A 12,126-nucleotide genomic window follows, 5' to 3' on the forward strand; every position below is an offset into this window, starting at 1 on the left:
ATCGATGAGCTCCTCTGGAATCGCGGGCAGCTCAGGCGGGGGCGCAGACCCTGCTTTTGGTTTGCTTGGCATACATGCTCCTTTGGGTACATGTTATGCCTTGAACACAAAATTTCTGACAGGCTCACACAAGAACAAAAACAAAAAAGCGCCCCGCCCTGCAAAAAGGACAATCCCGCACCGTCAATGATCCACAGCGCCCGTGCCGCCAGGCACATCAGTAGCAACGACATCCACCACATCCTGCGGGCCAGCGCTCCCCCCCTCATGAGCCGTCTCAACATCGGCCCCACTCTCGAGCCGATGCAACCAGGCCAGCAACTCGGCAACAGCCTGATAAAGCTCCGGAGGAATCCGCGCATCCAGATCGACTTGCATCAACAGCGACACCATCTCGGGCGCTTCGTGCACATACAGCCCTGCTTCCTTCGCGCGCTGCACGATCATGTCGGCAAGCAGCCCATACCCCTTCGCGACCACACGCGGCGCGGGCTCCCCGCCATGAGCGTCATAAACGAGCGCAGCCGCGCTGCGACGATGGGTGCGGCTCATCAGATATCCCAATCGAAGTCGTCGCGCGGAGCGGTGCTCGCCGCCGCCGACTCGGTTACAGCCGCCGACGCCGACCGTGCATACGCGCCCGCCGCCTGCGCCCCAGCCGCCGAGGCGCCAGCCGCAGCAGCACCTGGCGCACCGCCGCCAATCTCCCGAATCGTCAATCCCTGCAACTCGATCCCGGCCGCCGCGAGCCGCTGACGAAAACCGTCCCCCTGCGTCGCGAGCCGCGCGGCGCCCCGCGGGCTCGCCTGCACGCGCGCGCTCAGCCGCGTGCCGACCAGCGTCAGCTCGGCATCGACGGTGCCGAGCGACGGCAGCGACAGCGTCAGGCGCGTGCGCCACGGCTGATCGTCCTCGCTCGCGAGGCCGCCGCCGCTGCGGTCCCATTCGTCGCCATCCTGCTCGATGGTCCAGTCCAGACGCGCGCCGGGCCACGCCTCGCCGGTCCAGCGAAACTGTCCGGTCGCAAGCAGATCGAGCTGCTGGCGCACGAGCGACGCCGTCGCCGGATGCACCGCCGCCGCCATCGCCTGCGCGCTCTGCGATGGACCGGCATCGGCCGCCTGCGACGCCGCGCCGTGCGGCGCCGTATGCGTGGACTGGCCGTTCAGATCGGACACCGAACTGGCCAGCAGCTCGCCCGCGACGAGGCGCGCGGCCTGCGCGGTCAGGATCGACGGCATCGCGTGCGAGGCAGGGTTGTTGTCGGCAGCGTTCGGCGTGCCAGCCGGTGTGCCGTTCGGTGTGCCGGTCGGCGCGCCGCGTGGCGTCGCCTCGGAGGCTCCGTTCGCCGAAGCGGACCGCGTGCTCGCATCGCCAGCGTCGGCGCTCCAGCCGGGGGGCAATTGAGAATCTGCGACGAGCTGATTCTGTGCCTCGTTCGCCAGTTGAGCCGGCGAACGCTGGCCGACCAGCCACGCCGCGAGATGCGCCTCGTAGAACAGGCCGCTGTCAGCCACTGTCTTTTGCAGCGCGGCCGCGAGCGCCGCGACCGGCACTTCGGTGGCCGCCACGCTCGCGGTGGTAGCCGCGGTTGCGTTGGCAGCAGCGTTGGGGTTGGTATTGATATTCGCGGAAGCGGCGGAATCGCCAGTAGCGGCGCCCGCATTGGTCAGCGGCAAGCTCTCGATGGCGACGTCGAGCGCCGGCGCGGCCGCCCAGATCGGCTCGCGGCCGAGCACCGCCGGTGTCGCCTCGCCGCCCGAGTGCGCGATCGCATTCAGCGTCAGCGCGACAGCCGACAGCGCGGTTTGCGCGGACGACTGCGGCGCGGGCGTCGCGTTCGCTGGCGCCGCGGGAACCTTGGTATCGACGCCGGCTGCGCCGGTCTGCGAGGTGGTCGCGGTTCCCGGCGCGATGTTGAGCAGGCTGTCGATCCGGCTCGACAGCACCGAAGCGAGGGCCGAATCGATTCCGTTCATACCGGTTCCTTGGTCGCATCGGCGGCAACGCGCGCGATGCTCTGATTGCTGCGATCCTTCAGATGCGCACGGTGTGGCGCCTGCTCACCCGCGTGCCCGCGCGCACTCAGCGCGCCCCGTACAGCTCCTTGAGCACACGCGTCGGCCGGCCGGCGAACAGCGCCGACAGATGCGCCATGGTCGGATTCGCGAGGTCGCGGATCGCGGCGTCGTCGGCGAGGATCTGGCGGATCAGCGCGTACTTGCGCAGGCGCTCGGCCTCGTCGAGCTTGACGCCCACGTCGGCTTCGCGCAGCGCTTCGACCAGATGCCGATACTCTTCCTGCAAGTGCACCAGGTCGTCCCACAGTGCACGGCGGGCCGCGATCAGCATGCGGCAGGACAGCGCGGCGACCGCTTCATAGCGGGCAAAATATTCTGCGTTCGATGTCATCTCAGGCTTTCCGCGGCTGGCTGTGCCGCCATCCGCGCGATCTCCGGGGCAATCCCGATCCATGCCTCTTCGAGCGTCGCGAGCAGTCGGTCCACTTCCACGAGCATCGCCTCGCTCTGATTGATATTGGCTTGCAACAGCCGACGCGCCATATAGTCGTACAACGCATTGAGCCGTTCGGCGATTTCGCCGCCTACCTCGAGGTTGAGCGACGCCTGCAGCCCGCTTTCGATGATCCGGATCGCCTTGCTGATCGCCATGCCACGCTCTGCCACGTTGCCCTGCTGCAAATGCAGGCGGCTTTGCGCGATCGCCTGGCGTGCACCCTGGTACAGCAACACGATCAGACGATGCGGACTTGCGCCCATCACGGATGTCTCGATACCGACACGCGCGTACGCGTTGGCTCCAGCGTGTCCTTGGGAAAACATCGGCGCTCCTCCTCTGATACTGGCTGCGGTTAAGTCGTGGCGTGGCCGCGCTGGCGCGTCGCCGCGCCAATCGCTGACATGTAATTTGGTTATCGGATGCGCGACGACAAAGCTTTAGTCCGGTGCAAGGAGGATCGAAAGCGCCGCTGGGCGGGCACGGAAGACGCGGCGCGAAGCCGTCGGCGCAAGCGCCGGCAGCGGCTTGCCGGATCGTCGGACGGGACTCATGCGGACCTTCGGGCAATCCTTCATGCAGTCCCAGGCGATCCCGCTCAGATCGACATCTGCGCGATGTCGTTGTACGCGGCGACCAGCTTGTTGCGCACCTGCAGTCCGAACTGGAAGCCGACGTTCGCCTTCTGCATATCGACCATCACGTCGTTCAGCGACACATTGGACGCGCCGAGTTCGAACGCCTGCGACTCACCGATCGCCTTCTGCTGGTCGCTGCTGATCTTGTCGAGCGAGGCCTTCAGCGCCGCCGCGAAGTTGGTCGGCGTCGCCGCGCCGGATTGCTCCGCCACGGGGCTCGCGCCGCCGGCCGCCTGCGCCGCCATCGCCTGCATCTGTTGCAGCGCCGACGATAGCGCGTTCACGGGCATGGTCATCTTTTTCTCCGTTGGATAGGCGATCGGAGCACCGGAAGGTGTATCGATCTGGACGAAAGCATAGCAGCGGCCCCTCGCGGAAAGTCCCGAAACTAGGGGGGAAACCCGGCTCTATTCAAGCAATCGGGTTGAGCGGCGCTGCGGATAATTTCAAAGGTGAAAGTCTCTGTCCGTCCGCCGAGCCCCGGCGCGGCATCACGGCAGAACGCCAAGGCATCCCCCGGAGAAACCCGACGCATGGATTCGTCAGCCAACTCGTTGATCAACCCCGACGCCCGCATGGGGCTCGCCGGCGCGCAGCCCGCAGCCGCTCAGACCGCGAGCGGCCCGGCCGGCGGCACGGCCGACCTCGGTGGCCTCGGCGGCCTCGGAGGTCTCGGCGGCAATTTCGGCCAGCGTCTGTCCGGACTCGCGCAGATGCGCGGCAACCCGCGCGCCCCGCTCGTGTTCGCGGTCGCGCTGCTGGTGGCGGTCGTCGCCGGTCTGTTCCTGTGGTCGCGCGCGCCTAGCTACAAGGTGCTCTACAGCAATCTGTCCGACCGCGACGGCGGCTCGATCATCGCCGCGCTGCAGCAGGCCAATATCCCATACAAGCTGTCCGAAAGCGGCACCGCGGTCCTCGTGCCGGCCGAGCAGGTCCACGAGACCCGCCTGCGCCTCGCCTCGCAGGGACTGCCGAAGAGCGGCTCGGTCGGCTTCGAGCTGATGGACAACCAGAAGTTCGGCATCAGCCAGTTCGACGAACAGATCAACTATCAGCGCGCGCTCGAAGGCGAACTCGAACGCACGATCGGATCGATCTCGAGCGTCAAATCGGCGCGTGTGCACCTCGCGATTCCGAAGCCGAGCGTATTCGTGCGCGACAAGGAACCGCCGTCGGCGTCGGTGCTCGTGAACCTGTACCCGGGCCGCGTGCTCGACGAAGGGCAAGTGGTCGCGATTACGCACATGGTGGCGTCGGCGGTGCCGCAAATGCCGGTGCGCGGCGTGACGATCCTCGACCAGGACGGCAACCTGCTCACGCAGCCAACCAACGGCAGCGGCCTCGATGCGACCCAGCTGAAGTTCCGCCAGCAGATCGAACGCAACACGCAGCAGCGCATCGACACGATCCTCGCGCCGCTGTTCGGCGCCGGCAACGCGCGCTCGCAGGTCAGCGCCGACATCGACTTCTCGCACAGCGAGCAGACTTCGGAGAAGTACGGCCCGAACGCCAATCCGCAGGACGCTGCGATCCGCAGCCAGCAGACGAGCAGCGCCACCGAAATGTCGCAGGGCGGCGCCTCGGGCGTGCCGGGCGCGCTGTCGAACCAGCCGCCGCAGCCGGCCTCCGCGCCGATCGTGGCCGGCAACGGCGCGAGCTCGGTGAGCACGACGCCGATCAGCGATCACAAGGATTCGACCACCAACTACGAGCTCGACAAGACCGTGCGTCACATCGACCAGCCGATGGGCGGCATCCGCAGGCTGACGGTCGCGGTGGTCGTCAACTATCTGCGGGTCGTCGATCCGAAGGGGCACGTGACGATGCAGCCGGTCAGCGCCGACAAGCTCGCGCAGATCACGCAGCTCGTGAAGGACGCGATGGGCTACGACGCGTCGCGCGGCGACTCGGTCAACGTGGTCAACAGCGCGTTCACCACCGACCTCGATCCGAACGCCGACCTGCCGTGGTGGCGCACCCCGGACATGCTCGCGCTCTACAAGCAGATCGCGACGTACCTCGGCATCGGCGCGGTGGCCCTGTTCCTCTACTTCGTGATGGTGAAGCCGGCGCTGCGCCGCGCCTTCCCGCCGCCCCCCGAGCCGGTGCCCGCGCTGATGTCGCCCGACGAGCCGGTGCTGCTCGACGGCATCCCGGCCGAGCAGCGCGACGGCGCGGTGGTCGAAATCGAAGCGGATAGCGAGAAGCTCGCGCTCGAAAACGCGAAGCACAAGTACGAGCGGAACCTGGAGTTCGCGCGCAACATCGCGCGTCAGGATCCGAAGATCGTAGCAACCGTCGTCAAGAACTGGGTGTCCGATGAGCGCTGAAGGCGTAGTGAAGAGCGCGCTGCTGCTGATGTCGATCGGCGAGGAAGAGGCGGCGCAGGTGTTCAAGTTTCTGGGCCCGCGTGAGGTCCAGAAAATCGGCGTCGCGATGGCCGCGCTGAAAAACGTCACCCGCGAGCAGATCGACGAGGTGCTGCAGGAGTTCGTGCGCGAGGCCGAGCAGCACACCGGCATGTCGCTCGATTCGAGCGATTACATCCGCTCGGTGCTGACCAAGGCGCTCGGCGACGACAAGGCCGGCGCGATCATCGACCGGATCCTGCAGGGCAGCGACACGAGCGGCATCGAAGGCCTGAAGTGGATGGACTCGTCGGCGGTCGCGGAACTGATCAAGAACGAGCATCCGCAGATCATCGCGACGATCCTCGTGCATCTGGACCGCGATCAGGCCTCGGAGATTGTGTCGTGCTTCCCGGAGCGCCTGCGCAACGACGTGCTGCTGCGGATCGCGACGCTCGACGGCATCCAGCCGGCCGCGCTGCGCGAGCTCGACGACGTGCTGACCGGCCTGCTGTCGGGCAGCGACAACCTGAAGCGCAGCCCGATGGGCGGCATCCGCACGGCGGCCGAGATTCTGAACTTCATGTCGAGCAACCACGAGGAAGGCGTGATCGAGAACGTGCGCCAGTACGACGCGGAGCTCGCGCAGAAGATCATCGATCAGATGTTCGTGTTCGAGAACCTGCTCGAACTCGAAGACCGCGCGATCCAGCTGCTGCTGAAGGAAGTCGAATCCGAGGCGCTGATCATTTCGCTGAAGGGCGCGGCGCCCGCGCTGCGTCAGAAGTTCCTGTCGAACATGTCGCAGCGCGCGGCCGAGCTGCTCGCCGAAGACCTCGACGCACGCGGCCCGGTGCGCGTGTCCGAAGTCGAAACGCAGCAGCGCCGCATCCTGCAGATCGTGCGCAACCTGGCCGAGAGCGGGCAGATCGTGATCGGCGGCAAGGCGGAAGACGCATATGTCTGATTCGAACGCCCCGGCAAAGGACAGCCTCTCGGCTTACCAGCGCTGGGAGATGGCGTCGTTCGACCCGGCCCCGCCGCCGCCCCCGCCGGCCGAACCCGAGTTCGACGAGCGCGCGTTCGAAGCCGAACTGGAGCGCCGCCGCGAAGCCGCGCATGCGCAGGGCGTCGCGTCCGGTCACGTTGCCGGCCAGGCGCTCGGCTATCAGGCGGGGTATGACCAGGGGCACGCGCAGGGTTTCGCGCAGGGCCAGACCGAGGCGCGCGAAGAAGCGATGCGGCTCGCCGCGCTCGCCGAAACTTTCAAGACCGCGCTCGATGGCGCGCAGCACGCGATCTCCGAAACGCTGATCGCACTCGCGCTCGACATCGCGCAGCAGGTCGTGCGCCAGCACGTGCAGCACGACCCAACCGCGTTGATCGCGGCCGCGCGCGAGGTGCTCGCGGCCGAGCCCGCGCTCTCCGGCGCGCCGGCGCTGATCGTGAGTCCCGCCGATCTGCCGGTGGTCGAGGCATATCTGCTTGAAGAATTGCAAACGCGCGGCTGGACCGTGCGCACCGATGCAGCGGTGGAGCGTGGCGGTTGCCGCGCGCAGGCCGGCACCGGTGAGGTCGACGCGGGCATCGACACGCGCTGGCAGCGCGTCGCCGCCGCGCTCGGCAAGGTGAGCACGTGGTGAAGCCGACACTCGACGAGATCCGCGCGAGCGACCTGACGCCGCTCGAACGCGAGCTCGCGTTGGCGTCGTTCGGCGCCGAGGCGCTGGCCGATGTCGATTCGTCCGGGTTTCCGGAGCCACCGGATGCGGCATTGCACGCTCCCGCGAGTGCGCATCTCGCAACAGGCGCGGCGGTGAGCCGCCCGTCCGCCGCGACGGACCACGCCGCTCACGCCCCGCACGCACCGTCCTACGATCCCGCGCTCGACAGCAATCCGCACGTGCAGGCATGGCGCGGCCAGCTCGACGCGCTGCGCGCGCGCAACGCGATCGCCAAGCCGCTGCGCGCGTGCGGACGTCTGACGCGCGCGGCCGGTCTGGTGCTCGAAGCGGTCGGGCTGCGTCTGTCGGTCGGCGCCGAAGTGATGATCGAGCTGCCGCCCGGCAGTTCGCTGCCGATGGCCGAAGCCGAAGTGGTCGGCTTCTCCGGCGACAAGCTGTTCCTGATGCCGACCACCGAGGTGATCGGCCTGTTGCCCGGCGCGCGCGTGTTTCCGCTCGAAAGCGCGCCGATCGCCGACCCGCTCGCCGGCGCGAAGCGTCTGCCGGTCGGCTGGGAATTGCTCGGCCGCGTGCTCGACGCATCGGGCCGTCCGCTCGACGGGCTCGGCCCGCTCGGCACGCAAACCGATGCGCCGCTTTCCGCGCCGGTCATCAATCCGCTCAATCGCGAGCCGATTCACAAGGTGCTCGACGTCGGCGTGCGCGCGATCAACTCGCTCTTGACCGTCGGCCGTGGTCAGCGCATGGGGCTGTTCGCGGGTTCGGGCGTCGGTAAATCGGTGCTGCTCGGCACGATGGCGCGCTACACCAGCGCCGAGGTGATCGTGATCGGCCTGATCGGCGAACGCGGCCGCGAAGTGAAGGAGTTCATCGAACAGATTCTCGGCGAGGAAGGTCTGGCGCGCTCGGTCGTGATCGCCGCGCCGGCCGACGTGTCGCCGCTGCTGCGGATGCAGGCCGCCGCGTACTCGACCTCGCTCGCCGAATACTTCCGCGATCAGGGCAAGCACGTGCTGCTGCTGATGGATTCGCTGACCCGTTACGCGATGGCGCAGCGCGAGATCGCGCTGGCAATCGGCGAGCCGCCCGCCACCAAGGGCTATCCGCCGTCGGTGTTCGCGAAGCTGCCGGCGCTGGTCGAGCGCACCGGCAACGGACCGGCGGGCGGCGGCTCGATCACCGCGTTCTACACGGTGCTCACCGAAGGCGACGACCAGCAGGACCCGATCGCCGACTCGGCGCGCGCGATTCTCGACGGCCACATCGTGCTGTCGCGCTCGCTCGCCGAAGCCGGCCACTACCCCGCGATCGATATTGAAGCGTCGATTAGCCGGGCAATGACCGCGTTGATCGACGATAACCATCTGAATAAAACGCGTATGTTCAAGCAGATGCTGTCGCGCTATCAGCGCAACCGCGATCTGATCAACGTCGGCGCCTATTCGGCCGGGCGCGACGCGCTGCTCGATCGCGCGATCGCGCTGTATCCGCGGATGGAAGCGTTCCTGCAGCAAGGCTTTCGCGAGTGCGCGAACTTCCAGCCGAGCATCGACATGCTGAACGCGCTGTTTGCTTAGGGCCGAGGAGGCTGACGATGTCGAAACACTTCCCGATCAAGACGCTGATCGGTCTCGCGCAGGACGACGTGGACGCCGCCGCGCAGCGGCTCGGCCGCGCGCAGCGCGAGCGCAACGACGTACAGGCGCAACTCGATGCACTCGTGCAGTACCGCAACGAATACTACGCACGCTTCACCGAGAGCGCGCAGTCGGGCATGCCCGCCGGCAACATGCGCAACTTCCAGGCGTTCCTCGACACGCTCGACGGAGCGATCGAGCAGCAGCGCAACCTGCTCGCGGCGGCGAGCGCGCGCGTCGAGATGGCGAAGCCCGACTGGCAGCGCCAGAAGCAGAAGCTCGGCTCGTACGAAGTGCTGCAGGCACGCGGCGAGGCGGCCGAGGCGAAGGTTGCGGCGCGGCGCGAACAGCGCGACGCCGACGAATTCGCGGCGCGAAGTCTGCGCATGCGAGCCGACGGCGCGTGAGGCCTCGCCTCACGGTTAATGCCTGACGGCACACCCGTTTGACCGATTCACAGGATTCTTTATGTCGCTTCTTTCACAGATCGGTTCGCAACTGAGCACGCTGCTCGACGCGAGCAGCAATGGGTCGAGCAACGCAGCCTCGAACGCCGCCAGCTCGACCCCGTTCGCGCAGACCTTGCAGCAAAGCATCGACCAGCAGAACAGCGCGAATCAACAGCAAACCAGTTCAGCGACGGCATCGCAAGCCTCGGCACCGCGCGCGCCCAGCGGACCCAGCGCAGCCGCGCCCGCTCCTTCGCGGCAGAGCGCGAGCAGCAGCCAGAACGCCAGCGGCACGACGAGCAACGCGTCGAGCAGCAGCGCGTCATCGTCGTCCACTACGTCGACCACGCCCACGCAGCAGGCATCGAACAGCCAGTCGACCACGACGCAGACGAAGCAGCAAGACACCAAGGCGCAGACCGACGCCGGCGCGCTCGCCGCCGCGGCGGCTGCCGCCCAGGCCCAGGCGCAAGCGCAAGCGCAGGCACAGGCCCCCGTCAACAACGCCGATGCGAACGCGACCACCGCGACCGATGCCGCAAGCTCCGCGGCTGACGCGGTGAGCGCGCTGGCCGGCACGGCCACGAGCGCGCTCACGGCCGCCACGGCGAGCGGGAAAGGCGCGGTCGATCCGAAGTCGCTGCAGGATGCGTTGCAAAGTGCGCTGTCCGCGCTATCGAGCGGCCAGGGCGCGGTGCCTGGGGCGGCGCTCGCAAGCGGCGCGGCTGCGAAGGCCGCGAGCGTATCGAGCGCGGTACGCGGCCTTAGCAACCCGAAAAACGACCTGAACGGCACCGCGGACGACAAGACGCCCAGCACCGGCAAGGGCGCCTCGACCACCCATACGACGCCGGCGACCGCAACGGCCGCCGCGACCGCGCTGGCCGATCCGTCGACAGCGAAGTCGGCCGCCGACGCAATGAGTGCCGCGGCCGCGACGAACGGTCAGGCGGACAACGTTGCCTCGGCGCGCAGCGCGTCCGAGGCGGCGAACACCGCGCTGGCCGCGGCGCAAGCGGCAGCGAACGCCGCCAGCACGACGGCGGCGGTGCAGACCACCGGCAACGCGAGTGCTGCCGCAGCCGCGAACGCGTTGACACCGCAGGTCGGCACGAGCGCGTGGGAAGAAGCGCTGAGCCAGAAGGTGGTGTTCTTGTCGAATGCGCATTCGCAGAGTGCTGAGCTGACGCTCAATCCGAAGGATCTGGGGCCGTTGCAGGTCGTGTTGCAGGTGGCGGATAACCATGCGCATGCGCTGTTCGTGTCGGAACACCAGTCGGTGCGGGAGGCAGTGGAGGCGGCGTTGCCGAAGCTTCGCGAGGCGATGGAGTCCAATGGGATTGGGCTTGGCAGTGCCAGTGTGAGTGATGGGTTTGCCCGGCAGAGCGGGCAACAGCAGCAGCAGAGCGCTGGCGCGGGTGGGGGGAATGGGAAGGGAGGCGGTGGTGGTAGTGGTGGCTCCCTTGCAGGGGACGGCTCGGGGGACTCCAGCGATGCCATCGCTAATGTTGCCGTGCGGCAGCAGGTTGGATTAGTCGATACGTTTGCCTAGAGCGAGGCGGGCGCTTCTTTTTCGTTGTTCTGGCTTTCTTGGCCTTTCCTTGCTTTGTTATCGGTCTATTGGCGTTGCCCCTGTGCGGGGCGGCACCTACTTTCTTTGCTGCTGCAAAGAAAGTAGGCAAAGAAGACAGCTCAAACCGCAAGCTCATAAGCGGGTCCCCTGGCTTGGCAGGGGTAGTGGTGCATCTGGAATCCGTGCCCCCGCACATTCCCCGTTCGTGACAAAGCATCATCCTTCCCACTCCGCACTACGTGCGTCGCGGACGAGTCTGCCTGGGAAACCAATGGTTTGGCCCGCGCAGCGGGGCCGTTGGCTGCGCCTCGGCGATGCGCTGAAACAACCGGTGATTTTGGAGCGGGGCTTCGGCGCGCATGACGCCGCCGGAAGAATGACTGCCTTGTCACTAGCGCGGAATGTGCGAGAGCACGGATTCCAGATGCACCACTACCTCACGCACACCGAGGGACCCGCTTAAGAGCTAGCGGTTTAAAGCTGTCTTCTTTGCCTACTTTCTTTGCAGCAGCAAAGAAAGTAGGTGCCGCCCCGCACAGGGGCAACGCTAATAGACCGATAACAAAGCAAGGAAAGGCCAACAAAACAAAGAACAAAGCCAAGAAAAACAACCAAAAACTAGAAACAGCCAGAAATAGCCAGAAATAGCCCTTCTTTTCGACCCATAGCGCCGCAGGCAAATCAACAACAATCACCCTAACCCTTACTACGCCAGCACCAGGCTGGCAAACCAAATGGCAACCACGACCGCCCCGCAACAAGCCGCGCCCGCCTCGCCGGGCCCCATGAAGCGCATCATCCTGATCGTCCTCATTGCGCTGATCGCAGCGGGCGCTGCCGGTGCCGGCATGTGGTTCTTCATGTCGAAGCGCGCACCCGTCGCCGTTTCGGCCGAAGCCGCGCCGGCGCTGTCCGCCGCGCCGCTGTTCTTCCCGCTCGAATCGATGACCGTCAACCTGCAATCGGACGACGGCCAGCAACACTTCCTGCGCATCGGCCTCACGCTGAAGCTCGGCGACGCCGGCACCCAGCAGGCGCTCACCGATCACATGCCGGAAGTGCGCAGCCGCATCCTGCTCGCGCTGTCGAACAAGCACCCCGAAGAACTCGCGCCGCTCGAAGGCAAGCGCGCGCTCGCCGAAGAGCTAAAGACGCTGATCACCGAGCCGACCGAGCGGGGCGCCGCACCGATCCGCGTGCAGGACGTGCTGTTCACCGAGTTCGTCGTGCAGTGACGTGACCTTGTCCAGCGCTGCCATCATCAATCGCCACGGGACGC

Annotated in this window: 13 protein-coding genes; 7 read left to right on the forward strand and 6 right to left on the reverse strand. The window is 66.9% G+C overall.

The features are described from left to right. Positions 1–183: 183 nt before the first annotated feature. From VSR82_RS21320 to fliE, 5 genes are all read right to left on the reverse strand, one after another. On the reverse strand, positions 184–552 hold the full coding sequence (locus VSR82_RS21320) for an EscU/YscU/HrcU family type III secretion system export apparatus switch protein (protein ID WP_368587569.1): 369 nt from the start codon (positions 550–552) through the stop codon (positions 184–186). Then, on the reverse strand, positions 552–1,979 hold the full coding sequence (gene fliK / locus VSR82_RS21325; protein ID WP_498858043.1) for a flagellar hook-length control protein FliK: 1,428 nt from the start codon (positions 1,977–1,979) through the stop codon (positions 552–554). The genes VSR82_RS21320 and fliK overlap by 1 nt, the downstream gene beginning before the upstream one ends. A gap of 106 nt (positions 1,980–2,085) precedes the next feature. Next, entirely contained in the window at positions 2,086–2,412 is a 327-nt protein-coding gene (locus VSR82_RS21330; protein WP_368587567.1) for a flagellar protein FliT, read from the reverse strand. After that, the gene (fliS, locus tag VSR82_RS21335; protein WP_013090844.1) at positions 2,409–2,843 is read right to left on the reverse strand and encodes a flagellar export chaperone FliS; all 435 of its coding nucleotides are present in this window, start codon (positions 2,841–2,843) and stop codon (positions 2,409–2,411) included. Before fliS ends, VSR82_RS21330 begins: the two co-directional genes overlap by 4 nt. Before the next feature lie 272 nt (positions 2,844–3,115). Then, on the reverse strand, positions 3,116–3,451 hold the full coding sequence (gene fliE, locus VSR82_RS21340; RefSeq protein WP_368587566.1) for a flagellar hook-basal body complex protein FliE: 336 nt from the start codon (positions 3,449–3,451) through the stop codon (positions 3,116–3,118). A 237-nt stretch (positions 3,452–3,688) separates the two neighbouring features. Between fliE and fliF the strand changes: the two genes are divergently transcribed. The 6 genes from fliF (at position 3,689) to VSR82_RS21370 (ending at position 10,826) form a co-directional block, all read left to right on the forward strand. Continuing rightward, the gene (gene fliF, locus VSR82_RS21345) at positions 3,689–5,485 is read left to right on the forward strand and encodes a flagellar basal-body MS-ring/collar protein FliF (protein WP_429461224.1); all 1,797 of its coding nucleotides are present in this window, start codon (positions 3,689–3,691) and stop codon (positions 5,483–5,485) included. After that, on the forward strand, positions 5,475–6,470 hold the full coding sequence (gene fliG, locus VSR82_RS21350) for a flagellar motor switch protein FliG (protein WP_368587564.1): 996 nt from the start codon (positions 5,475–5,477) through the stop codon (positions 6,468–6,470). The genes fliF and fliG overlap by 11 nt, the downstream gene beginning before the upstream one ends. Continuing rightward, positions 6,463–7,146 (forward strand): flagellar assembly protein FliH, encoded by a 684-nt coding sequence (fliH, locus tag VSR82_RS21355; protein ID WP_429461226.1) that lies wholly within the window; start codon positions 6,463–6,465, stop codon positions 7,144–7,146. The genes fliG and fliH overlap by 8 nt, the downstream gene beginning before the upstream one ends. Continuing rightward, a complete protein-coding gene (gene fliI, locus VSR82_RS21360; RefSeq protein WP_429461228.1) occupies positions 7,140–8,765 on the forward strand; it encodes a flagellar protein export ATPase FliI in 1,626 nt (541 codons plus the stop codon). The genes fliH and fliI overlap by 7 nt, the downstream gene beginning before the upstream one ends. Positions 8,766–8,782: 17 nt before the next feature. Then, positions 8,783–9,232 (forward strand): flagellar export protein FliJ, encoded by a 450-nt coding sequence (gene fliJ, locus VSR82_RS21365; protein ID WP_013090850.1) that lies wholly within the window; start codon positions 8,783–8,785, stop codon positions 9,230–9,232. 61 nt (positions 9,233–9,293) lie between these two features. Next, positions 9,294–10,826 carry a flagellar hook-length control protein FliK gene (locus VSR82_RS21370; protein WP_429461230.1) on the forward strand — a complete coding sequence of 511 codons (1,533 nt, stop codon included), beginning with the start codon at positions 9,294–9,296 and terminating at the stop codon, positions 10,824–10,826. A 458-nt stretch (positions 10,827–11,284) separates the two neighbouring features. Here VSR82_RS21370 and VSR82_RS21375 read toward each other — a convergent pair whose 3' ends face one another. Next, positions 11,285–11,542, reverse strand: a complete 258-nt coding sequence (locus VSR82_RS21375) for a hypothetical protein (RefSeq protein ID WP_429461232.1) — start codon at positions 11,540–11,542, stop codon at positions 11,285–11,287. Between the two features lie 39 nt (positions 11,543–11,581). On the opposite strand from VSR82_RS21375, the gene fliL reads away from it, so the two are divergent. Further along, complete coding sequence (gene fliL, locus VSR82_RS21380) at positions 11,582–12,082, forward strand: flagellar basal body-associated protein FliL (protein WP_368585684.1); 501 nt, start codon at positions 11,582–11,584, stop codon at positions 12,080–12,082. Positions 12,083–12,126 lie beyond the last annotated feature (44 nt).

Origin of the sequence: Burkholderia sp. JPY481 (assembly GCF_038900515.1) — a bacterium.
In the GTDB taxonomy this organism is placed as follows: Bacteria; Pseudomonadota; Gammaproteobacteria; order Burkholderiales; family Burkholderiaceae; genus Paraburkholderia; species Paraburkholderia youngii.